The sequence below is a fragment of the Nocardia sp. NPDC005998 genome, from assembly GCF_040614395.1.
In the GTDB taxonomy this organism is placed as follows: Bacteria; Actinomycetota; Actinomycetes; order Mycobacteriales; family Mycobacteriaceae; genus Nocardia.
This window is the reverse complement of the sequence record NZ_JBEXUI010000012.1, coordinates 18620-42488: the sequence shown is the minus strand read 5'-3', so window position 1 is coordinate 42488 and position 23869 is coordinate 18620. Positions and strand designations below refer to the sequence as shown.

General features: G+C 65.0%; 22 protein-coding genes. 20 read left to right on the top strand and 2 right to left on the bottom strand.

All coding sequences use genetic code 11. The features are described from left to right. Positions 1-459 precede the first annotated feature (459 nt). The 15 genes from ABZ293_RS18415 to ABZ293_RS18345 all read left to right on the top strand — a co-directional run bounded on the left by ABZ293_RS18415 (position 460) and on the right by ABZ293_RS18345 (position 14546). Positions 460-1377 carry a haloalkane dehalogenase gene (locus ABZ293_RS18415; RefSeq protein WP_355182017.1) on the top strand — a complete coding sequence of 306 codons (918 nt, stop codon included), beginning with the start codon at positions 460-462 and terminating at the stop codon, positions 1375-1377. Positions 1378-1423: 46 nt separating this feature from the next. Further along, entirely contained in the window at positions 1424-2047 is a 624-nt protein-coding gene (locus ABZ293_RS18410) for a hypothetical protein (protein WP_355182015.1), read from the top strand. A 142-nt stretch (positions 2048-2189) separates the two neighbouring features. Then, positions 2190-3491 (top strand): helix-turn-helix domain-containing protein, encoded by a 1302-nt coding sequence (locus ABZ293_RS18405; RefSeq protein ID WP_355182013.1) that lies wholly within the window; start codon positions 2190-2192, stop codon positions 3489-3491. Between the two features lie 187 nt (positions 3492-3678). Then, positions 3679-4068 (top strand): DUF1330 domain-containing protein, encoded by a 390-nt coding sequence (locus ABZ293_RS18400; RefSeq protein ID WP_355182011.1) that lies wholly within the window; start codon positions 3679-3681, stop codon positions 4066-4068. After that, positions 4065-4400 carry a hypothetical protein gene (locus ABZ293_RS18395; RefSeq protein WP_355182009.1) on the top strand — a complete coding sequence of 112 codons (336 nt, stop codon included), beginning with the start codon at positions 4065-4067 and terminating at the stop codon, positions 4398-4400. Before ABZ293_RS18400 ends, ABZ293_RS18395 begins: the two co-directional genes overlap by 4 nt. A 370-nt stretch (positions 4401-4770) precedes the next feature. Next, complete coding sequence (locus ABZ293_RS18390; protein WP_354957960.1) at positions 4771-5523, top strand: ABC transporter permease; 753 nt, start codon at positions 4771-4773, stop codon at positions 5521-5523. 13 nt (positions 5524-5536) lie between these two features. Further along, positions 5537-6421 (top strand): ABC transporter permease, encoded by an 885-nt coding sequence (locus ABZ293_RS18385; RefSeq protein ID WP_355182007.1) that lies wholly within the window; start codon positions 5537-5539, stop codon positions 6419-6421. Further along, complete coding sequence (locus ABZ293_RS18380; RefSeq protein WP_355182005.1) at positions 6418-7584, top strand: MCE family protein; 1167 nt, start codon at positions 6418-6420, stop codon at positions 7582-7584. Before ABZ293_RS18385 ends, ABZ293_RS18380 begins: the two co-directional genes overlap by 4 nt. Continuing rightward, complete coding sequence (locus ABZ293_RS18375) at positions 7581-8600, top strand: MCE family protein (RefSeq protein WP_355182003.1); 1020 nt, start codon at positions 7581-7583, stop codon at positions 8598-8600. Before ABZ293_RS18380 ends, ABZ293_RS18375 begins: the two co-directional genes overlap by 4 nt. Next, a complete protein-coding gene (locus ABZ293_RS18370; RefSeq protein ID WP_355182001.1) occupies positions 8597-9592 on the top strand; it encodes an MCE family protein in 996 nt (331 codons plus the stop codon). The genes ABZ293_RS18375 and ABZ293_RS18370 overlap by 4 nt, the downstream gene beginning before the upstream one ends. Then, positions 9589-10791 (top strand): MCE family protein, encoded by a 1203-nt coding sequence (locus ABZ293_RS18365; RefSeq protein WP_355181999.1) that lies wholly within the window; start codon positions 9589-9591, stop codon positions 10789-10791. The genes ABZ293_RS18370 and ABZ293_RS18365 overlap by 4 nt, the downstream gene beginning before the upstream one ends. Continuing rightward, entirely contained in the window at positions 10788-11897 is a 1110-nt protein-coding gene (locus ABZ293_RS18360) for an MCE family protein (protein ID WP_355181997.1), read from the top strand. Before ABZ293_RS18365 ends, ABZ293_RS18360 begins: the two co-directional genes overlap by 4 nt. Beyond that, positions 11897-13348: an MlaD family protein gene (locus ABZ293_RS18355; RefSeq protein ID WP_355181995.1), complete on the top strand. Its 1452-nt coding sequence runs from the start codon at positions 11897-11899 to the stop codon at positions 13346-13348. Before ABZ293_RS18360 ends, ABZ293_RS18355 begins: the two co-directional genes overlap by 1 nt. Then, positions 13324-13899, top strand: a complete 576-nt coding sequence (locus ABZ293_RS18350) for a hypothetical protein (RefSeq protein WP_355181993.1) — start codon at positions 13324-13326, stop codon at positions 13897-13899. The genes ABZ293_RS18355 and ABZ293_RS18350 overlap by 25 nt, the downstream gene beginning before the upstream one ends. After that, positions 13896-14546, top strand: coding sequence for a hypothetical protein (locus ABZ293_RS18345; RefSeq protein ID WP_355181991.1), 651 nt, complete (start codon positions 13896-13898; stop codon positions 14544-14546). Before ABZ293_RS18350 ends, ABZ293_RS18345 begins: the two co-directional genes overlap by 4 nt. 126 nt (positions 14547-14672) lie before the next feature. Here the strand turns inward: ABZ293_RS18345 and ABZ293_RS18340 are convergent, their stop codons facing one another. Next, positions 14673-15260: a TetR/AcrR family transcriptional regulator gene (locus ABZ293_RS18340; protein WP_355181989.1), complete on the bottom strand. Its 588-nt coding sequence runs from the start codon at positions 15258-15260 to the stop codon at positions 14673-14675. A gap of 68 nt (positions 15261-15328) precedes the next feature. Here ABZ293_RS18340 and ABZ293_RS18335 point away from each other — a divergent pair, with 68 nt between their 5' ends. From ABZ293_RS18335 to eutC, 4 genes are all read left to right on the top strand, one after another. Further along, entirely contained in the window at positions 15329-16267 is a 939-nt protein-coding gene (locus ABZ293_RS18335) for a haloalkane dehalogenase (RefSeq protein WP_355181987.1), read from the top strand. Between the two features lie 74 nt (positions 16268-16341). Beyond that, positions 16342-17928, top strand: a complete 1587-nt coding sequence (locus tag ABZ293_RS18330) for a sulfatase-like hydrolase/transferase (RefSeq protein ID WP_355182308.1) — start codon at positions 16342-16344, stop codon at positions 17926-17928. 254 nt (positions 17929-18182) lie between these two features. Next, on the top strand, positions 18183-19601 hold the full coding sequence (locus ABZ293_RS18325; RefSeq protein ID WP_355181985.1) for an ethanolamine ammonia-lyase subunit EutB: 1419 nt from the start codon (positions 18183-18185) through the stop codon (positions 19599-19601). Between the two features lie 5 nt (positions 19602-19606). Continuing rightward, on the top strand, positions 19607-20467 hold the full coding sequence (gene eutC, locus ABZ293_RS18320) for an ethanolamine ammonia-lyase subunit EutC (protein WP_355182307.1): 861 nt from the start codon (positions 19607-19609) through the stop codon (positions 20465-20467). Positions 20468-20554: 87 nt separating this feature from the next. On the opposite strand, the gene ABZ293_RS18315 is transcribed toward eutC, so the two are convergent. Next, the gene (locus tag ABZ293_RS18315; RefSeq protein ID WP_355181983.1) at positions 20555-22075 is read right to left on the bottom strand and encodes an APC family permease; all 1521 of its coding nucleotides are present in this window, start codon (positions 22073-22075) and stop codon (positions 20555-20557) included. A 323-nt stretch (positions 22076-22398) separates the two neighbouring features. Between ABZ293_RS18315 and ABZ293_RS18310 the strand changes: the two genes are divergently transcribed. After that, a complete protein-coding gene (locus ABZ293_RS18310; protein ID WP_355181981.1) occupies positions 22399-23868 on the top strand; it encodes an APC family permease in 1470 nt (489 codons plus the stop codon). Position 23869 lies beyond the last annotated feature (1 nt).

Sequence of the window (23869 nt, the reverse complement as noted above, 5' to 3'; positions counted from 1 at the left end):
GAGTGGGCGCACGAGCCACCAATACGACAGCGCTCTAACTTACGGCCATGCTCACATCTAGATCCCGAATTTCGACGTGCAACCTCTTGCCCGGTGATGTTGAGGTTCCCCGCTGAACGGTCGCGGACCGACTCCATCGATTGCGCAATTCCGTTGTCGGCCAACCTATTTGCGAATCGGATGGCGGTGTGGTCCGAGCCGCGGGAGCTGCCGCGAAAGACTTCTTCCTGTCCTATCTGACCACGATCAGAGCCTCCGTTAGAGCGGGGAACCTCATTTCACCCAAATCCGCTGGCGCTAGTGGCGCGGGCACAACCTTGGCACCGAACTTTGGCGCAGAGCGCCGAGACAACCGGTGTGCGGCCACCTAACTTCGGGTCCGCGGCCAACAGCCGCCGTGAAACAGAAGTAAGGAGATTCGATGCATACCGTGGACAAGCACGCCGGTCAGGTTCGGCCATGCTGACGCTGCGCACCCCCGAGGAGCGGTTCGCTGAGCTGCCCGACTTTCCCTACGAACCTCGGTATTGCGAGGTCGATGACACCGAGGGCGGATCGCTGCGGATGGCATGGGTCGAGGCCGGGCCCGAAGACGCAGACCCGATCCTGATGCTGCACGGCGAGCCGTCGTGGTCGTTCTTATACCGGCGGATGATCCCGATCCTGGCCGCCGCCGGCCATCGGGTCATCTGCCCGGATCTGGTCGGCTTCGGTCGCTCCGACAAACCGACCCGCCGTGAAGATCACACCTACGCCCGGCATGTCGAATGGATGCGCGCGCTCGCTTTCGACGCGTTGGACCTGCACAACGTCACCCTGGTCGGCCAGGACTGGGGTGGGCTGATCGGGTTGCGGCTGGCCGCCGAACACCCGGAACGGTTTTCGCGCATCGTGGTCGCCAACAGTGGTCTGCCGGCCGGTGACTTCCCGATGCCCGAGATCTGGTGGCAGTTCCGGGAGGCCATCCAGAGCCAACCGACGATCGACATCGGCGAATTCATCCAGTGGGGTTGCACCAAGGTGATGAGCGACGCGGTACGCGCCGGATACAACGCACCGTTCCCCGACGACAGCTACTGCGCCGGCCCGCGGGTAATGCCCGGCCTGGTGCCCACCTCGACCGACGACCCGGCCGCGCCGGCCAACCGGGCGGCCTGGGCGGTGCTGAGCCAGAGCACGACACCGATGTTGGTGGCGTTCAGCGACGCCGATCCGATCACCGGTCCGATGGCGGGCGTCTTGCAAAGCGAGATGCGTGGCGCTCAAGGCATCGAACACCCGGTTATTCACGGAGCCGGTCACTTCCTGCAGGAGGACTCCGGTGAGGAACTCGCCGGGCACATCGTCGAGTTCTTGGCGGCCGGTCCATCGGCCTGACCCGGGCTCAACAACAAACAATGATCTGGCACAAAGGAATCAATAAATGAGCCGCTTCGATATCACCCAGACCAACATCGCCGTGGAGCGACTGATCGAGACCACGGAGAACCCCCGCCACCTCTATCTCCTGCACGCCTATAACCGCCACCGCTATCTGGAGATGGCGGGCCGCTTCGAAGAGATCTTCGCGCCCGATATGACGGTCGCCGAGCCCGTCTACCACTTCAACTTGTTCGGCACGATCACCACGCTCGTTGGGGCCGAGGCCGTCAAGGGGGTCTATCGCGAGTGGACCGGCACGGCTCAGTGCGTCTTCTACACCGGAGGCGACGAGAAGTTGGCGGTGAGCGACGACATGATCGTCTCGTCGGCCACGCTGTACCAGCAGACACCGGGCAGCATCCTCGCTGAGGCCGGCGCGGACGTGGACCCGAACGCCACCTATTTGATGAAGACCCGCGAGCACATGATCTGGCCCTACGACGATGAGGGCCGCTTGGTTGGCGAGGACGTCTGGGAATACGACGAATCGCTGCGTGAAGTCATCCCGCTCGACCCGAGTGAGGTCCTCACCGTCGAGCAGTCCGGCAGACTGCTCAACCCGCTCATCAAGCCGCTCCCGGTCTACAACCCCTTCACCGGCCGAACGCAACCGGTCGCGTCGTAACCGAGGCCCATGGTCACCGGCGGGGGTAGCGGATGGCCGAGCTGTCCTACCCGGCGCGATCACAGTTGGGGCAGGGCACTCGATGCCAGCTTGGTCGCGGCTGATTGTCGCGGAGCGATAACTGTGACTATATTCGGCCGGCATGGAGGTCGAATGGCCGCCGGTGCGTGAGCCGTCTGCGCAACGGGTCTGGCGGGAGATATTGCGGCCGATGGGCACGCAGATGCGTGCCTCCGCCAGTGACCTCGCGCGACGGTCGGTCGCCCGGATGCAGACCGAGTTGCCAGAACTGTTCTCCGATCCGCAGACCGTCCAGGAGAACCTGGTCAGCACCGAGGCGAGCCTGCGGCAGCTGGCTCAGATCATCGAACTCGCCGGCGACCCTCGGCAGGTCGAGTTGCCGCCGTCAACCCTGGCCATCGCACGGTCAGCGGTGCACCGACAGGTCGCACTCGCGGATTTGATGCGGCTTTACCGGCTGGCTCAGGAACGGGTATGGCAGTGGATGTTCGCACACATTGTCGATAAGGCGTCGGACGCAGCCGATCAGGCGGTAGCGCTGGATCTGGCCACGGGTTGGCTGTTCGCCTATGTCGATGAGGCGATGGTCCGAGCCGAGAAAGCGTATGAGGTCGAGCGCGAGGCCTGGCTGCGCAGCGCGGCCGCGGTCCGCGCGGCCGCGGTCGAGGAGATTCTGGCCGACCGCGAGCGCAATGCACAGCGGGCATCGAAAAGACTGCGCTACGACGTGAATCGGCACCATGTCGGGGCCATCGCGTGGGTCGAGCAGGCTTCCGAGGGCGGCGAAACCCAGGCAGCTCTGGGCGAGGCTCTCGCGGGGCTCGCCCAGACGCTGGGTGCCGAGAGCACCCTCATCCATTCCCTGGGCTCGCTTGCGGTCGCGAGCTGGATGAGCCGCAGAGACACCTTCACCGCCGACAGCCTCGATGCGGTGGATCGTGGCAAACAAGTCCCGGGTGTGATCCCCGGCGTGCGGATCGCGGTGGGCGAGGCGGGCCGAGGCCTGGAGGGCTTTCGCCGCACGCACCTCGAGGCAGACCATGCGCGGCGGGTTGCATCGCTGGTGGGGCCACGTGGGGCAGCGATCACTCGCTACCGCAGCGTCGCCGTTGCGGCGCTCGGCACCGCCGACCGCGATCACGCACTGTCGTTCATTACCTGGGTGCTCGGGCCGCTGGCCGCCGCCGACGAGGCCACCTCCCGGCTGGCGATGACGCTGTCGGTGTATCTCGACGAAAATCGCAGCCGCAGTCGCGCGGCCGAGCGTCTCATGGTTCATCCCAACACGGTCAGCTACCGAGTCCACCAGGCCGAGGCGCTGCTCGGACGCAGCGTTGCCAACGACTCCTTGGACCTTCAGGTCGCGCTGGCGATGCTCCCCGCTCGACCCGGCCTCGCGCGTTCCCGTCCCGACGAACTGTGACGTCAGCACAACGAGCGCGGCGAACGTTGTTGCCCGGCGCTGAGAGAATGTGACCTGGGTCTCTTAACGTTGCTGCGCAGCGGGCCGCTCGGCCCCGCGGCGCACCCAATGGAGGGCCATCATGCAGTCCGTGCAACAACTCGACGTCAACTACCCGCGCGATCTGCGCAGCTGGGAGGCCTGAGCGATGAGCGCCATCGAACCGAACCCGAACCAGATCGCAACCCTGTTTTCGGCCGCGTCCGACAACAGCGACCCGGTCGTGATGATCAACCTGTTGAAGTTCGACGAAAACGACGGTGCGGCTACCTATCAGCAATACGCCGAGGCCGTCCAGCCCCATCTCGACGCCGTCGGCGCCACCATTCTGTATGCGGGCGACGCCAGCCACGTCGTAGCCGGCGACGTCGACAAGGCGTGGTGGGATGCGATCGTCGTCGTCCAGTACCCCTCACGGACCGCGTTCGTCACCATGGTGACCAGCCAGGACTACCAGGAAAAGGCCCACCCCTACCGGGCGGCAGCGCTGGAGAGCACCCATCTGATCGCGACCGACCCATGGCCCGTCGGCCGATGACCGATGCCGCGATGCTCGAGCAGCGGCAACTCGTCGTCGGCGATGCGCGCTCACCCGTGTTGGTCGGTGGCCCGGACGGCACCGACGAGGCGGTGGTGTTCGTGCACAGAAATCCGGACGCCGGCAGGGACTGGATGTCGCTTCTGACACCGGTCGCGACCTTCGCGCGGGTCATCGCTCCGGACATGCCCGGCTTCGGCGGTGCGGAACGACGCATCGAGACGCTGCCCGGCGTCGGCCACTGGGCCTGGCTCGAGCAACCGGAGAAGGTCGCGAAGTTCGTCGTGCCGTTCCTGCGGGAACCGGTCGGCGAGCTCGACAGAACTCAGTAGATGCGCGCGTGATCGTGGGCGCGAAACCCTACTGACCGCGGCGCAGCTCCGCGCGTCCCGGGAATGTCGTCGGCGACTTCCGTGAATATTCGCCCAGCTGGGCATCGGCCAGGTGTGCCGAGGACCGAACGAGTCGCCGTGCGGGGCGGAGGTCGAGGTGGCGTATGCGGACCGACATCCCATACGCCCGGGCGGGCGGCGCCGGAGTCGAGATTTTCGATTATCGGAACCGGGGCCGCCCCGCGGGCTGATTCCAGTCAATAGCAAATGAAACTGTCGGTCGATCGACCCACAGTCGGAGCGGAAAGGCTCGATGACGGTGAACAGCTCTGCGTCCGTTGAGACGTCATCGCAGACGCGCTGGGACACGATGCTGGCGAAGGCGAAGATCGCCCCACGGGCGGTGGGGCAGTTCTACGGCACCACACTGGACACCTTGCGGATGGTCCCGCGCCGCCCTTTCCAGCTGCGCGAATTCATCGACCAGGCGTGGTTCATCGCCAGCGTCTCGATTGTGCCCACTCTGCTGATCGCGATTCCGTTCTGCGTCATGGTGATCTTCCAGATCAATGTGCTGCTCAACGAGGTCGGCGCCATCGATCTGTCCGGTGCAGGCGCGGGCTTGGCCGTCATCCGCGAGATCGGCCCGGTGGCCACGGTACTGGTGGTCGCGGGGTGCGGTGCCACCGCGATCTGCGCCGATCTGGGTTCACGCACCATTCGCGAGGAGATCGATGCGATGCGAGTGCTGGGCATCGACCCGCTGCAGCGGCTGGCCGTGCCGCGGGTGCTCGCTTCCACGGTGGTCGCGCTCTTCCTGAACGGCTTGGTGACCGCGGTCGGCCTCACCGGCGGATACCTCTATGCGGTGTTCCTCCAGGGTGCGACTCCGGGGCAGTTCATCACCGCGATCCCGATCCTCACCGGGATCCCCGACCTGTTGATCAGCGAGCTCAAGGCCGGTGTTTTCGGGCTGCTCGCCGCACTGGTCGCCTGTCATTTGGGGCTGCATGCGAAGGGCGGCCCAAAGGGCGTCGGCGACGCGGTGAACCAAACCGTCGTCTTCAGCTTTGTCCTGCTATTCCTCGCCAACTCCGTTATCACCACCCTGTCGCTGCGCTGAACGGATCAACGAAATGACCACCAATAGCGAATACGGTGCCGTAGCGGCGCTCAGTCGGAAATCATTGGGACGCAAAGCCGTTCGGGCCGCGGCGAGTCCGGTGCAGGGCGTCGTCGGACTCGGCGACCAGCTGTCGTTTCATCTGCACGGCATCGGCTGGATTCCGCGGACGCTGGGCCGCTACCGTCGCGAAGTCGTCCGCCTCGTTGCCGAGGTCAGCTTGGGCACCGGTGCGCTCGCGGTGATCGGTGGCACCATCGTGATCGTCGGATTCCTCACCGCCGCAGCAGGATACGAGGTCGGACAGCAGGGAAGTGACTCACTGGGCCGGGTCGGCATGGAGGCGATGTCCGGGTTCATCTCCGCCTTTTTCAACACCCGCGAGGCCATCCCGGTGGTCGCCGGTGTCGCGCTCACCGCGACGGTCGGCGCCGGCTTCACCGCGCAGCTCGGGGCGATGCGGGTCAGCGAGGAAATCGACGCGCTCGAGGTGATGTCGATACCCGCCGTTCCGTACCTGGTGACCACCCGAATTCTGGCCGGCCTCATCGCCATCGTGCCGCTATACGGCATCGCGCTGTTCATGGGATACGCCTCAACCGAATTCGTCAGCATTGTGCTCTCCGATCAATCCCAGGGCACCTACACGCACTACTTCAACATCTTCCTCGTGCCGGGCGACGTGCTGTGGTCGCTGGTCAAGGTGGTGGCGTTCTCGTTGGTCATCATGTCCGTGCACTGCTATCACGGTTATCACGCCTCCGGCGGCCCCGCCGGTGTCGGTATCGCCGTCGGTCGCGCGGTGCGCACTTCGCTCATCTCGATCATGATCATCGACCTGATCATCGGCATCGCCGTCTACGGCGGTATCCACTCCACTGTGCGGGTGTCCGGATGAAGCTCGAGGTCTCCCGTCGTCGCGCACTTCTGCTGGGCATCAGCGCGCTGGCCGCGTTCGTCCTTGCCGTATCCGGCGCCGTCGCGTCCTGCAGTGGGACGTTCGTCGCGAGTATGCGCGTCTATATGTATGCCGATCGGGCCGGATTGTTGATGGCGCCAGGGTCGGACGTCAAGGTGCACGGCGTCGTTATCGGAAGGGTCAGTGCGGTCGACCTCGACAACGAGCGGGCGAAGCTGACCCTTGATCTGAATCCCGGCCTGGCGCAACAGATTCCGGCCAATGTCGGCGCCGAAATCACGCCGACCACACTGTTCGGGCGCAAGTTCGTCACCCTGATGTGGCCCGAGCAACCGGTCTCGGCGAACCTGTCCGCCGGCTCGGTGATCGACGGCTCGAAGGTGACCGTCGAGATCAACGACATCTTCCAGGCGTTGCTGACAGTGCTGAAAACCGTTGAGCCGCAAAAGGTGAACGCCACCCTTACCGCGCTCAGCACCGCACTCGACGGGCATGGCGGCCGCTTCGGTGACCTGATGGTCGCCCTGGATCGATACCTCGGACAGTTCAACGACTCGATCCCGGTGTTACAGCGCGATGTTCCGTTGCTCGCCGACAACCTGGATACCTTCGCCGCGGCCACACCCGATTTCCTGGCCACGATGCGGAATCTGTCGACCACCAGCAACACCATCGTCGAGAAGCAGGCGAGCTTGACCGCATTCCTGCTCTCCTTCACCAACTTCGGCAATACCGGCGAGAAGTTCCTGGACTCCTCGGCCACACCGTTTGTCGGTGCCGTCGAGGCACTGGAACCGACCACTCGGCTGCTCGCCGAGCAGTCGCCGTCGTTCCCGTGTTTCCTGTCCGCCCTCAACCAAGACCGAAAGTATCTCGAGCGGGCATTCGGCGGCGGCAGGCCCGGCCTGAACGCCCTCGGCACGATCCTGATGGGCGACCCGCCGTACACCTACCAGAAAGACCTCCCCGTGAACGGTGCCGACAACCCGCCCAGCTGCTTCGGATACCCGTATGGGCCCGGCAGCACGCCCCCCGGCCACACCGACTTCAACACCGGCACCACAGTTTACGGTCCGGTACGGGCACCCGAAGACCTGCTCGGCAACCCGTTCGCCGCACTGATCTACGGACTCACCCGATGAACGCCCGTCACTCCGGAATCAAGCTCGTGATCTTCCTGACGATCACCTCGATCATCACCGCCGTGCTCGTCGTGGTCGTAGGTGACCTGCGCTTCGTCCCCACACGCAGCTACGTTGCGCTGTTCACCTCGGCCTCGGGCATGAAGTCCGGTGACGATGTGAAGCTCGCCGGTGTCCCGGTCGGCAAGGTGAAGTCGGTGGCATTCGCGCACGACAAGCTGATCGAGGTCGCGTTCACCGTCTCCCGTGACATCGATGTGCTCCAGAGTTCCACCGTCGCCATCAAATACAAGAACCTCATCGGCGACCGCTACCTCGAGGTCACCGTCAAGTCGGACGGTTCCGGTATCCGATCCGAGCACGATCCGATTCCGGCGGCGCAAACCAAACCTGCCCTCGACATCGACAGCCTCGTCAACGGGTTCAAACCCCTGCTGCAAGGTCTCGACCCGGACCAGACCAATAAATTGTCCGGGTCGCTGATCGCCGTGCTCAACGGCCAGGAACAGAACATCGCCGCACTGGTGGAACAGATCGGCACACTCGGCAATTCGCTGGCAGACCGCGACCAGGTCATCGGCGAGACCATTGCGAGGCTCGATACCGCGTTGGGTGCGATCCATCAGACCGGTGATCAATTCGACAAACTGGTCGTCAACCTGCAGTCGCTGGTCAGCGGCCTCGACAACGACCGCGCCACCCTTATAACGGGCCTGGAGCGGATCGACGCTGGCACGGCCGAGGTGGCGCAGATTCTCACGGACAACCGGCCCGCTATTGCCGGCGACATCACCGAACTACAGCAGTTGGCCGGCAATCTCAACGCGGATTCGGACACGCTGTCGCTGCTGCTGTCCAAGCTGCCCACGACGTACCCGCTGATCACCCGCGTCGGTAGTTACGGAAATTTCGTGAACTGGTTCGTCTGCGGACTCGCGATTCGCTACCCGGCCATCGGCGGCGGCCATCAGGACACGCCGATGTTCACCGCGCCCGCCGAAAGGTGCAAGCCATGAAACCGTTCTCGGAACGCAACCCGGTCCGGATGAGTCTCATCGGAACCGGTGTCGTCCTCGCGCTGCTCGTCCTGGCGTTCAACTACGAGAGCATCCCAGGATGGCCCGGCGCGAAGTCGATGGTAGCCGAATTTGCGGATGCCAGCGGATTGAAACCTGGTGACGCCGTGCAGATTTCGGGTATCGAAGTCGGCAGGATCGAACACATTACGCTGACCGACGACCACGTCGATATCGCGATGCGGCTCGACACGCACGGTCGAACCCTCGGCAGGCGAACCACTGCGGCGATCAAGGTCGAAACCGCTCTCGGACGCCGGTTCGTGGAGCTGCGTCCGGACGGTGACGGTGGCATCGGTGACCGGATTCCGTTGGACCACACCACCTCTGGCTACGACATCACCGAATCACTGAACCAGTTGACCAGCCGGTTGGCGGGCACCGACAAGAAGCAGCTCGCCGATGCGGTCGACAGTGTGTCGCGGGTGCTCGATACTCTCCCGGACAATCTGCGCTCGTCCTTGGATGGTGTCTCGCGGCTGTCGGCCACCATCGCCTCCCGCGACGGTGCCTTGCGGGATCTGCTGGCCCACGCCAATTCGGTCACCGGCATTCTCGCCGAACGCAACCAGAACCTCAGCGCACTGATGACCGACGGCGGATCGCTGTTCGCCGCGCTCAACGACCGCGCCGCAATGATCCGGACACTGCTGGCCAATGTCCGTGCGGTCAGCGACGAACTGCACGGACTGGCCCGGGATAACAAGGGCACTACCGCTCCGATGCTTGCCGAGGTAGATCGAGTTCTAGGACTGCTCAACACCAATTACGACAATCTGAACGCCGCCATCCTCGGGTTGCGGCCCTACATCACCCAGCTCGGCGAGGCGGTGGCCAGCGGGCCGTTCTTCGGGGCACTGCTGCACAACATCACTCCCGCGAATCTCAACGGACAACAGCCGGGAAGCCCTGGAGGAGACAGTCACCGATGACAGCATTGCGCGCGGGCCTGTCCCGCGTACCCTTGCCCGGACGGATTCTCGCCGTCCTGATCGCCTTGGCGGTCATCGCTGTCGGCGCCACACCCTGGCTGGCCCGGGCCGCCACGGTGCGGGTTACCGCGTACTTCACCAACTCGGTCGGCGTCTATCCCGGTGACCGGGTGACGATCCGTGGCGTTCCGGTCGGGGAAATCGACGACATCACACCGATCGGTGACCGTGTCCGCATCACCATGCATTTCGACTCATCACATCCGGTCAGCGCCGACACGCACGCGGTGATCGTTGCACCGACGCTGGTGTCGGGTCGCTACATCCAGCTCATGCCGAAGCACGGGACCGAGCCGGAACTTCGGGACGGAGCGGTGATTCCACTCGAGCGCACCGCGGTGCCCGTCGAATACGACCAGATCAAGCGGCAGGTCACCGACCTCGCCGACCAACTCGGCCCCAAGAACGGCGACCCCACCGGCACGTTGACCCGGTTCACCGATGCCACCGCCAAGGCCCTGGGCGGCAACGGCGCAACCCTCAACAACACCTTGACGAACCTGTCACAGGCCATGCGGACCCTTGCCGATGGCGGTCCCGATCTGTTCGGGACGATACGCAACCTGCAAGCCGTCGTGTCCGCACTCGCAGCCAACGACGGTCAGGTTCGGATGTTCGTCAACCAGCTTGCCGGAGTATCGAATCTGTTGAACGACAACCGCACTCAGCTCGACGCGGCATTGCAGTCGATGCAGGCGATGCTGCCGGAGATCCGCAGCTTCGTCGCCGACAACCGCGACGCGCTCAACAAAGACGTCGCATCGCTCACGCGCATTACCTCGCTGCTGGTGAACCGTGCGGACGACCTCGCCCAGATCCTGCATCTCGCGCCGACCGTAGTGGACAACCTCTACAACATCTACGACCCCCAATCGAACTCGCTGACCGGCAACGTCGCACTTCCGGACTTCCCCGACCCCATGTCGCTGATCTGCGCGCTGCTCACCACTGTCGATGCGCCACAGGAGGAATGCTCGCGCGCCAGCGCACACTTCGGCGACCTCTTCGGTGCCGCCGCGCGCGCGGCAATGGGCAGTTCGGGGTCCGCGCCCGGTCCCGCCGCGGCGGCTCCCGGTATTCCCGGTCTGCCAGCCATTCCCGGGCTCACCGAGCTACTCATTCCAGGAGCAGGACGATGAAACCCTCGACAGCACTGCGGGCTGGCGGCGTACTGCTGCTCAGCGCGCTACTGTCCGCTGGCTGCCGGTTCAACGGAGCCAATTCGATTCCGCTGCCGGGCAACTCGATCCATAACGGCTCGTACACCGTGCGGGTGGAACTGCGAGACATCCAGAATTTGGTCGGCAACTCATTCGTCAAAGCCGATAACGTCACCGTCGGGACGATCACCTCGATCGCGGTGCACAACAACATCGCGGTGGCGACCGTCGAGATCGACAACGATGTCCACCTGCGCGCCGATGTGAAAGCCCAACTGGCGCAGACCAGTGTGCTCGGCGCTCAGTATCTCGAGCTGACCACCCCGAAGGACGGCAGGACAAATCGGCAACTGCGCGATGGCGATGTGATTCCCCTCGCCGCCAGTGCGGAATACCCCGCGACCGAAGAGGTTCTCGCCGCGCTGTCGCTGGTTCTCAATGGAAGTGGGCTGCAACAGATCCGGACCATCATGACCGAGCTGAACGGTGCGTTCGGCGGTCGGGAAGGTGCCATCAACGAGTCCTTCCAGCGAATCGCGACATTCGTCAACGGGCTCGACGTCCAACGCGACAGCATCGTGCGCGCGATCGACAGTCTCGACGCCTTCTCCCGGGAACTCGCCGACCAGAAGGACACACTCCGCACCGGCATCGAACAGATCCAGCCGGCGCTGGCCATTCTCGATGATCAGAAGGCACAACTTGTCACCATGCTCGACAGCGTCGGCAACTTCGGCGACCGAGCCGCTCAGGTGCTGCGTACCAGCAAGGCCGACCTCACCGCCGACCTGCACAGCCTGGAACCAGCGTTGACCCAACTCGCCGCTGCCGGTTCGGATTTGACCGGCGCGCTGCTCGTCGGCCTGACCTTTCCGTTCCCGGTCACCGTTGCCGACAAAGCCATCAAGGGTGACTACGTCAACCTGTTCCTCACCCTCGACCTCAGTGTGGAGGCCATCGACAAGAAGATCATCGGCAGCATCCCGTTCAAGGACCTGGTACCGATGTCGAACCGGGCGGTGGATCCATTGGTCGCACCGACCCTGCCCGGACCGGGTACCGGCGACCAGAACGGGGGACGGTGATGAAAACCCGATTGGTGAGGGGTCAGCTGATCGTCTTCGCGATTCTCGCGGTGGTCAGCCTGGTCTACGGTTTGATCCACTACGTGAGCATCCAGCGTGTCACCGGGCTCGGAACGTACACGGTGACAGCCGAGTTCGCCGATGCGGGTGGGATCTACGAGTCCGCGGTGGTCACCTACCGCGGCGTCGAGGTCGGCCGGGTCAGCGGTGTGGACCTGGACTCCGGTTCCGTCCTGGTTCGGATGCAGTTGCGTCACGGTCGGAATATCCCGGCGAGTGCCGCGGCCGCGATCAAGAGCATGTCCGCCATCGGTGAGCAGTACGTGGATCTTGTTCCGTCCGAGGACCGCGGTCCCTATCTCGAGGACCGAGCCGTCATCCGCCGCACGAAGACCACCGTGCCGATTCCGACGGGGCAGGTGCTCGACAAGACACAGATGTTGCTGCGCAGCGTATCCACCGATTCCCTGCGCACCGCGCTCGACGAGACCTACCAGGCGGTCAATGGCACCGGGCCGGCGCTGGCATCGCTGATCGAGTCCTCGGCCGCGTTGCTCGATCTCGCGCAAGCCGATATCGGCCCGACCATCGCGCTACTCGACGACGCGGAGCCGCTGCTGCGCACCGGGAACTCGGTGCGTACCGAGATCCCTTCCGCGACACGTGATCTCGCATCCTTCACCGAACAGCTCGTGCGCAACGACGCCCAGTTTCGCGACATTCTGGATCAGGGGCCGCTCGCCGCCGACACCGTCACGGGCACACTCGCCGACCTGACCACACCACTGCCGGTGCTGCTGGCGGATCTGCAGACCGTCGGTCAGGTACTTCGGGTCAATGTGCCGCAACTGCGCCAGATCCTCGTCGTCTATCCAGCCCTTGCGACCGTCACGGCCTACAGCGTCGTGGGCGCTGGATTCCAGACCGACGACGATTTGCGCGCGCCGGCGGCGGCACTGGATGTCAAACTGGGCGACACACTCAACCCGCCGCCGTGCACCGAGGGGTATCAAGCCACCCAGCGGCGCGACCCGTCCGATACCGGCCCGGCCGAAGTCCCCCGCGACAACTATTGCAAAGTCGCGCCGGACAATCCGAAGGCCGCGCGAGGCGCTCGAAACGTGCCGTGTGCCACCGATCCGGCCGTCCGTACCGCCGATGTCGCGAACTGCCCCGGCGGGTTGCCCTCTACCTGGCCGGAGATGCTGGCCCGTCCCGGCGAACCGGTTCCTGCGGCACCGCCCGCTCCTGGTGCGGCACCGCCGCAGGTTCCGGCCGCGGCTCCGCCGCGGGCTCCGGACACTCCGGCGGCGGCCGTGACCGCCCCCTACGCCGAAGGAGATGGAACGTTCCGGGGACCCGACGGTCTCACCTACGTCCTGGGGCAATCAGCCCAGTTCGCCACCCAAGGAAAGGAGTACCAGGGATGGCAGTCACTACTGATCAAGTAGCTGAGGTCGCGACCCCATTCGAGGTGGAATCCATTACCGAGTCGGCGAATTCGCTGAATCCGCCGGGTCCACGGTGGCGAGCGTGGGCGATCATCGCGCTCACCGTCGCGGTGCTGACGCTGGGTGTGGTGAGTGTGCAGCTCGCGCTCGAAGTCCGCGACAACCAGCACGACGACAACCGCGACCAGGCCGTTGCGGACACGGCCCGTCGAATCGCAGTTCAGTTGGTCTCACTCAACCACACCTCGGCGAAGCAGAATCTCGACACGATCGCGGCCGATTCGACGGGATCGTTCCGCGACCAGTGGGACAAGATCTCCGGCAACTTCGCCTCGGTGCTGCAGAGCGGTCAGGTCGAATCCACCGGCGAGATCAAGGAATCCGGCATCGTCGCGATCGACGATGACCATGCCACGGTGCTGACCGCTGTCACTTCCGTGGTCAAGAACACCGAAGCTCCCGAGGGACAGCAGCGGGTCTACCGCATGAAGATGACCCTTGACCACAACGACGGTCGATGGCTCGTCTCGAACGTGGAGTTCGTCGCATGACCACCAGCAGCACCGATACCACCGATACCACCGGCGCCATCGGCTCCAGCGATGACGACGCACCCGAGTCCGACACCGCCGCTCCGACCGGTGTGGAGTCCGCGCCCGTCAGGACGGTACCGCGCGGTCCACGCGGATGGCTTCAGCACGCATCGACCCTGAGCCCCCGCGCCACCGTCGCCACTTTTGCCGTGCTGGGAATCCTGTTGGTCGCGTTGGCAACTGCCACGATGCTGTTGGAACGCAGTGCGGCCGATCATCGCGCGACGGTTGCTGCCGGGCAGGCGGCCAAGGATTCCGCGGAGTCGCGTATTCCTCGGGTGCTGTCCTATGACTTCAATACCATGGACAGTGAATTCGCCTCCGCCACAGACAATCTCACCGGCCCGTTCCGAGCGGATTTCGCTCAGCTCAGCTCGCGGGTCATCGTGCCTGCGGCACACCGTGATTCGATCATCACGCACGCGAAAGTCGTCGGCACGTCGGTGGTAGCGGCCGACCCCGGCAAGGTCACACTGTTGCTGTTCCTCGATCAGGAGACCACCAGCACCAAGTACCAGGGACCACGCCTGGATGGCAGCCGGGTGCGAGTGAGCATGACGAAAGTCGCCGACCAATGGCTCATCTCGGACATCACACCTGTCTGACACCCATCCCATCCCATCAACCGGCATCACTGCTGAAGACCCCGAAGGCCGTGAGGAGTCCCATGGGTGGTCGCGGTCAGGAACGTTGCAGATCATCCTGGTCGACGAGCCTGACCGCGGTAGCTCCTACTTCGGGGTTTCGCCGGTAGTGGTCGGTGCGGGGGCGAGCAGGGCGGTAAGGGTAGCGCCGACGGCGCCTCGGGCGGTCTCCGCGGACAGGCCTTGATGGCGGCGGAGTATGTCCCAGGTCTCCCATGAAGCGGCGGCGTAGGCGGCCTCGCGGGCCGAGTGGTCGAGGCGCTCGAGTTCGGGGAGGTTGGCGCGCAGGTGGGCGCGCAGGGCGGCGCGGCTTTCGTGTAGACGCTCGGCGAGGAAGACGGATTCGTGCTCGCGCAGCACGGCGGCGCGGCGGGTGCCCGAAATGCGCTCGTACAGTTCGGCGCGCAGCTCGACCAGGGTCTCGATGCGATGACCCGGATCGCCGGTCACCGGACGGAGCAGGGGGAGCCAGTGTCGCTCCATTTGCGTCTGCGCGGCGTCGACATACAACGACTCGAGGTCGGTGAAGTGATGGAACACCGACCTGGTCGCGACTCCGGCCCGCTCGGCCACGGCCCGTGCGGTCGGCTGCAGATTGCCTTCTTCGGTGAGCGCCAGCACGGCTTCGAGTACCGCCTGACGGTTCCTTGCCGCCCGAGCGGTGCGTCCATCCATCGCGGATCACCTTAACAAGCCGGAGAAAAAGTTGCACTCATGATGCAAGAACATTTAGGGTCAGGACCATGCACGCACTGCGCACGCCCGAGGAACGGTTTGCCGGCCTGCCCGACTTTCCGTTCTCGCCGCACTATGCCGAGGTTGCGGCCGGTGACGGCGGCGACACCCGCCTGCGGGTGCACTATCTCGACGAAGGTCCACGAGACGGCGAAGTCGTCGTGCTGCTGCACGGCGAGCCGTCCTGGAGTTTCCTGTACCGCAGCATGATTCCGGTGCTCGTCGCGGCGGGCCGGCGGTGTGTCGCGCCGGATCTGATCGGCTTCGGCCGCAGCGACAAGCCCGTCGACCGAGCCGACTACACCTATGCCCGCCACGTCGAATGGCTGCGAGAAGCGCTCTTCGACCACCTGGATCTCGCGTCCATCACGCTGGTCTGCCAGGACTGGGGCGGTCTGATCGGGCTGCGGCTCGTCGCCGAACATCCCGAACGCTTCGCCAGGGTGGTCACGGCCAACACCGGACTTCCCGACGGAACGGCAAAGCTGACCGACGCCTTTCTCGCCTGGCAGCGGTTCTCCCAGGAGACGCCGCAGTTCCCGGTCGGTGCCATTATCGAAAATGGTTGCCGGACAAATCTTTCCCCCGAGGCAGTGGCCGCCTACGACGCTCCGTTTCCCGATGAGAGCTACAAGGCCGGTGCCCGCGCCTTCCCCCTCCTGGTCCCGACCCGGCCCGACGATCCGGCCGCCGCGGCGAACCGCCGGGCCTGGGAGCAGCTGGCCCGCTTCGACAAACCGTTTCTCACCGCCTTCTCCGATGGCGACCCGATCACCGCCGGCGGCGAGAAGGTCTTCCAGCGCAAGATTCCCGGAGCATCCGGTCAACCGCACACGGTGATCGAGGGCGCGGGACATTTTCTACAGGAGGACAGCGGTCCTCGGCTCGCATCGGTGGTGAACCACTTCATGGACGCTTCTTCTCAGCACCCGACCGAAAGGCAGTAGGACACGTGTCGATCAGCAGGCGTGGGTTCTTCGGTAGCGGAGCGGCGGCGACCGCCGCCATGGCGACCGCTGCCATGGCCACCGGGAGCCCGAGCGCATCCGCCGAGCCGCGGATGGACATTCACCCCGACAAGCCGAATATTCTCGTCGTCATCGTCGACGAGATGCGGACCCCCATGTGGTTCCCGGACCAGGCCGTGCTCGACACCATCCTGCCGAACATCGCCGGATTGCGAGCCAAGTCGGTCTCGTTCGAACAGCACTACACCGCCGCCAACGACTGCACGCCCTCCCGCGGCGCGCTGGTGACCGGCCTGTACTCACATCAGACCGGCTGCCTATCGACCTCGACCTCCCAGCTGTCGCCGAGCTTCCCGACCTGGGGCTCGATGCTGCGCGAACAGGGTTACCGCACCTCGTGGTGGGGCAAATGGCACTTGGGCCACGACGCCGACACGACGCCGGGCGGGTTGGCACGGCACGGCTTCGACGGCGGCACCTACCCTTCGCCCAACGGCACGCCCGAGCAGGGCCTGCAAATGGACGGCCGGATCGTCGACCAGTTCGTCGACTGGTTCAATACCGATGCGGGCCAAGGCCCCTGGTGCACGACGGTGTCGCTGGTCAACCCGCACGATGTCCAGTGGTGGCCGCGCTGGACCCGGCGCACCTTGGCGTTCAACAACATTCCGCGCTGGATCGACACCCTGCCCGCCAATCACGAGACCCTCGAACAACTCTCGCGCAAGCCTCGGCTGCAGATGGCCCTGGTGCAGGTGTCGGCGGCGACCTTCGGCGTCGCCCCGTACGGCACGCCCGACGCCGACCAGGAGTGGATCGACCTGCTCAATCTCTACCTGTGGTTCCAGCAGCAGGTGGACATCCAGATCGGCCGGGTACTGACGGAACTGGCGACCCGTCCGGAGGTGGCGGCCAATACCGTGGTGGTGTTCACCTCCGATCACGGTGACTACGCCGGCTCCCACGGCCTGCACGGCAAGGGCGGCGGGGCCTACGACGAGGCCATCCGGGTGCCGCTGTTCGTCTACGACCCGCGCGGTGACCTCACTCCGGCAGCCGGCACCCGCACCCAGCTGACCTCCAGCGTCGACCTCGCCCCGCTGCTCCTGACCATCGGCGCGGGCGGCAACGGCTGGCGCGGCGACAACCGCTACGCCCATCTGGCAGGCAGACACGACATCGCCGCGGTCTGCCGCGACCCGCGCACGCCGGGGCGGCCCTGGATCGTGCACACCACCGACGAACACTCCATCGAGGAAGCCGCGGTGCTGTTCGACCACAACGCACCCGGCCATGTGGTGGCCGTCCGGACCGCCGACGCGAAGTACGTCCGCTATTCGCACTGGATGCAGGGCTCCGCAGAGATCGACTCGTCGCGCGAGGAGGAATACGAGCTCTACGACTACTCCACCCGCGGCGGTGAACTCGAACTGGACAACACCGCCGCGGCGGGCGGGAGCCTGCGCGAGGCGATGAGCCGACTGCACGACCAGGCCGTCAGCGAAGAACTGCACCGACCGCTGCCCGATTACCTGCAGCAGGCACAGCAAGAGGGCTGGAACGACTACCACACCCAGATCGCCAAACCGTTCGGCGAGCAGCTCGGCGACTTCTTCCGGGACGGCATCGGCGCGAAGTAGCCCGCGGCCCACGCGGCACCGGTGTTCCGCACCCGGCTCGCCGCGCGGGCGAAACCGAGCCGCAAACGCATGGCCACCCTCGCCACCCCGGCCCCCGTGCCAGGCTGAGTCGGATGCGCACAACAATTCGGAGCGGGTCAGGCGGCGTTACGTGTATTAACGCGGCAGGTAGGCGTCGGTTACATTGCAGAAATACACGGTGCTGACTATCGGTTTTTCGAGCGGCGACTGTCCGCGCTGAAAAGGAAACCTTTATGACCGTGTACCACCAGCGAATCGGCGGGACGACCTATACCTTCGACGGTCTGATCGATCTGCTCGCGAAGGCCACACCCCGGCGCAGCGGCGACGAACTCGCCGGATGCGCGGCGCATTCCGACGCCGAACGCGCTGCGGCCCAGTGGACCCTGGCCGAGGTGCCGCTCACCACCTTCCTGAACGATCCTGTGGTGCCGTACGAGACCGACGAGGTCACCCGGCTGATCATCGATACCCACGATCGCGCCGCATTCCAACCGATTTCGCATCTGACCGTTGGCGGGCTGCGTGACTGGCTGCTCACCGTGGCGGCCGAGCAGGACGCCGCCGACACGCTGGCGGCGGTCTCACCCGGACTTACCCCCGAAATGGTGGCGGCTGTCAGCAAACTCATGCGCAATCAGGATCTGATCGCTGTGGCGAGCGCCGTGCGCGTGCGCAGCGGATTCCGGACCACGATCGGCCTGCCCGGCACGCTGGCCACCCGGCTGCAACCCAATCATCCCACCGACGATCCGCACGGCATTGCCGCCGCGGTTCTGGACGGGCTGTTGCTGGGCTGCGGTGACGCGGTCATCGGCATCAATCCCGCGACCGACTCGCCGAAGGCCACCACGGACCTGCTGCACCTACTCGACGAGGTGCGGCAGCGCTTCGACATTCCCACCCAATCGTGTGTGCTCGCGCACGTGACTACCACGCTGGGACTCATTGAAGCGGGCGCGCCGGTGGACCTGGTGTTCCAGTCCATCGCCGGCACCGAGGGGGCGAATTCAGGTTTCGGCGTGAATATTTCGCTGCTGCGCGAAGCCAACGAGGCCGGGCGCGCACTACGGCGCGGCACCGTCGGCGAGAATGTCATGTACCTGGAAACCGGTCAGGGCTCCGCGCTTTCGGCGGGGGCACACTTGGGTGTCGGCGGCAGACCAGTCGACCAGCAGACCTTGGAAACCCGCGCCTACGCCATCGCGCGGGACCTCGACCCGCTGTTGATCAATACCGTTGTCGGCTTTATCGGACCCGAATACCTCTACGACGGAAAGCAAATCATCCGCGCCGGACTAGAGGACCACTTCACCGGAAAACTGCTCGGCCTCCCTATGGGCGTGGACGTTTGCTACACCAACCACGCGGAATCCGACCAAGACGATATGGACACACTCCTCACTCTGCTCGCCGCCGCGGGTTGTCCGTTCGTCATCACCGTGCCCGGTGCCGACGACATCATGCTGGGCTACCAGAGCCTCGCCTACCACGACGCGCTCTATGCACGAAGAGTTCTCGGTCTGCGCCCCGCGCCCGAGTTCGGCGCTTGGCTCGACAGTCTCGGCATGATGGACACCGACGGTCGCATCCTCCCTGTTGAACCGTTGTCGTCTCCGCTGCGGGCGCTGGCTTCCGGAGGTGTGGCTTGAACACGATGCCAGCGGCGCCCCGCACCGCGTGCAGTGACGGTGCAGAAGACATTGCCGTGCAGAACTTCTGGACCGAGCTGCGGCGGACAACCCAGGCCCGGATCGGGCTCGGCCGGATGGGGGACACGCTGGCAACCGCGGAGGTGCTCGCCCTCCGAGCCGCGCATGCGGCCGCACGGGATGCGGTGCATCATCCACTCGAAGTAGTCGGTTTTGCCGCCGCGCTCGCAGCGGTCGGGTTGGGGAAGCCGTTCCACGTCCGCAGCCGTGCAGCCGATCGTTCGGAGTATTTGCGCAGGCCGGACCTCGGTCGGTTGCTCGGCGAACCCCTCGATCCCATCTCGTATCCTGCTGTCGAACAAGATTTTTCGGCTGCTGCCAAGGTCGGCGCGGACATCGGATTTGTCTTGGCGGACGGGTTGTCGCCGCGGGCGCTTGCCGATCATGGTGTACCTATGCTCGCTGCGCTCGTTGCTGCACTGGGACAGCGATACACCCTGGCCCCGCCGGTGATCGCTACCCAGGCACGTGTTGCACTGGGAGACCATATCGGTGCGGCACTGGGGGTTTCGACGGTACTGGTGCTGATCGGCGAGCGGCCCGGCCTTTCCGTTGTGGACAGTCTGGGCATCTATCTGACGCATCTGCCACGGCCGGGGCGGGCGGATTCGGAGCGGAATTGCATCTCCAACATCCATCCGCCTGATGGTCTCGGGTACGAGCGGGCCGCCCAGGTGGCGGTGGGATTGATCAATGGAGCACGGCGATTGGGACGGTCCGGCGTCGATCTCAAGGACACGTCTGGTAGCAGCTCGCTGAACTCAGCGGATGGGCTTGTCCTGGAGGCGAGTGATTCCGACAGGTGACCCGGTTGACTGCCTCGGAGACAGGAGTTGGACGCCAGGGCCGTTACTCTCGATGCGGGGGTAACGGCCCTGGCGTGGCATGGAGGGTCAGCGTTCGTGTGTCTCTTCTAGGACTGTGCGGCCGATAAGGGCGTACCGGGCGGGTTCGCGGCGCTTGAGGTATTCGGCGAATCCGAAGCCGCCCAACGCAATAAGCCCGACCAGCCACGGCGTCGCCTTCAACACCAGCGACCCGGATTCACTACCGGCGGCGGTGCCCATATTGAAGACAAGCAGGAGCACTACACCGATCATGGCCAGCCCACCCACCAGTGGTGCCAGGAAGGTGCGGAACCAGTGTCGGGTCTCGGGGTGATTGCTGCGGAAGTATTTCAGCACCGCGAACGAGCAGGCCGCCTGCACGACCAATATCGCCATGGTGCCGAGAATGGCCAGGAGCGTGTAGGTCCCGGTGTACGGATCCTTACCCGCGATACCGAAGCCGGCCACTAGCAACACCGCGATCATGCTCTGCACCAACCCCGCGATATGGGGCGATCCATGCCGAGCGTGCGTGCGCCCGACCGTGCGCTTGAGCACGGGGAACACCCCTTCTCGTCCAAGCGCATACAGATAGCGCGCCGCGCAGTTGTGGAATGCCATACCGCAGGCCAGCGATCCGGTCATCATCAGCCACTGCATTGCACTGACTGCCCAGTGCCCGACATAGGTTCGAGTCGGATCGAAGAACACATCCATGGGGCTGTCCGACCCGGCCAACGTAGCTGATTCGGCAATGCCGTTGCCGGACATGGCCATCCACGACACCAGCACGTAGAACACGCCGACGCCGACCACCGCGATCATGGTGGCCTTGGGGATGATCCGTTTGGGATCGCGCGACTCTTCTCCGTACATCGCGGTCGATTCGAAGCCCACCCACGACCAGAAAGCGAAGAACAGGCCCAAGCCGGCCGACGGCCCGGTGAAGGCGTTGATCGGATTCAGCGGCTCGAAGGAGAACCCATGCGGCCCGCCGCCGTGCAACGCCACCGCGACGGCCATCACGGCGAGCACCAGGCACTCGGTTCCGAGCAGGATGACCAGCAGTTTCTCCGCGACGGCCACGCCGAACCAGGTGCCGACCGCATTGATGGCGAGCATGGCGACCGCGAACACCCACCAGGGCACGTCCACCCCGAACTGCGCGGCAACGGTGTCGGTGCCGAAGCTGGAGAAGATGCCGACGAGCGCCCCTTCGAACACCATGTACGCCAGGGTTGCCAGCAGCCCCGACGCCAAGCCGATCGACCTGCCCAGTCCGAAGGAGATGAATCCGTAGAACGCGCCTGTCGCTGTGATGTGTTTGGACATGGTGGTGAAACCCACTGAGAACACTGCGAGCACCACCATGGCGATCAAGAATGCGGCGGGCGTTCCGGTCCCGGTTCCCGCCGAGATCATGAACGGCACATTGCCGGTCATGGCGGTGATCGGCGCGGCGGTGGCGATGGCCATGAAAACCACGCCGACCAAGCCGACCGTATTCGGTTTGAGCCGATGGATTCCATCGGGTGGCGTGTCGCCGGGTGGCGTCGCGCTGGGTGCGCGATCGATCTGCTGTGTCATGAATCCATCTCTCTACTAACGGGTTTCGGATCTTCGGGTGATGAGCTCAGCGGTGGCCGATGATCGGACCCACTCGTTGTCGGTATCCGGAGACCCGGGGCGATTCGGTTTTCGATAGCGCGGAACGCTATCGGCGGTCTGTAACGGCGTCGGCATCTGACGGTGACCGCGGACGAGAAAGTGTGGAGCGGCTTTGTCTCGAGTCGCGACAAAGCGGCGTTACCGGAATTAACGTCGGCGAAACGCTGATCAGCGACCCTATGGCAAATCGACAGAACGGGCGGCGCAAGCGCGCCCGAGATCCGGAGTAGGAGGAAGGGCCGATGAGATCAGCTCCGCCGCGTCCACCCGTGGTGGTCCGGCGCCCCTCGATCCGTGGATTGACGCGCCGGGAATTACCTTTCGTGCCGGTGTTCGCGCAGTCGGTGGCAGCTATCGCACCATCGGGGACAGCCGTGGTAACACCGGCATTCGTGATCGCCGCCGCGGGAGGCGCCGCGAGTGTGGCCGCATTTCTGGCGGCGGCGCTGCTGGCCTGGTGCGTCGCGCTGGTCATTCGGCCGATGGCGCAGCGGCTGGCCGTGACCGGTGGGCTGTATACCTATGTCGCGCAAGGGCTCGGTTCGGTGGTCGCCGTGCCGGTCGGCTGGTCCGCGATTGTCGGGTACGGGTGTGTGAGTGTCGCCGGTCTGATCGCAGTGGGAACCTATCTCGATCAGATCGCTGTGGCCGCCGGGCTCGCTGGATTCGGTGGCACGGCCACCATCGTTGGACTACTGGTGGTCGCCGCGCTCGTGGCGCTCGTCCTCATGGTGCGTGGGATTCGTCTCTCGGCGTCGGCAACCCTGCTGGTGGAATGTGTTTCGGTGGTGACGGTGCTTGCTCTCATGGTCTACCTGCTGGCCCGATCCGGAGATGATGTCAGTGGCGGACGGGTATTCGCATGGCGTGGTGGCACCGGCGATCTCGCTATGGGAGCGGTCGTCGCCATCAGTGCGTTCGTCGGGTTCGAGAGTGCGACCACGCTGTCCGCCGAGGCCTACCGGCCGTTCCGTTCGGTGCCGCGGACGTTGATATGGACACCGATCGCGGCGGCGGTTATCTATCTGGTCGCGGTGTGCGCGCAGGCGGTGGCGCTGGCCGCCGCGCCCGCCGCGGTATCGGGTAGTTCGACGCCGGTCACCGAGCTATTCGTTCAGGACAACTCCCGAGTGCTGGGTGCCGTACTCGATCTCGGCGTGGCCGCATCATTCTTCGCATGCACCGTTGCCTCGGTCAATGCGTTGGTGCGAGTGCTGTTCACCATGGGCCGTGAGGGAATCGCCCCGGCTGCGGTCGGCCGCGCGCATCCACGGTTCCATACGCCCGCGGCTGCCATTGTCGCGGCGGTCGGCGCGGTGGCCGGTTGCGCGGTCGTCTATCTACTGTCGGGAGCCGAACCGCAGGACGGGATACGGTCCTTCCTCACACTGAGTGCGCTCGGATACCTCGGCTCATACCTTCCGGCGTGCCTGGCCGCCCCTGCGCTGTTGCGTCGGATCGGTGAATCCAGTACGGGGATAACGATTCTCGGTGCTGTGACCGCAGTCGTACTCGGCGCTCTCATGATCACGTCCGCATTCTCGACGCAGAGCAACAATATCGTGCTGGTAGGCGTATATATCGTCGTGTTGCTGGCTTCGGCGGTCTTCACACTCGGCCTGCGAGTCTTCGCGCCGGATCGGTTGCGAGGCATCGGGATCTACGACGAACCGCTGCCGACCGATCTTTTACAGAGCACGATCTTTCGGTAGG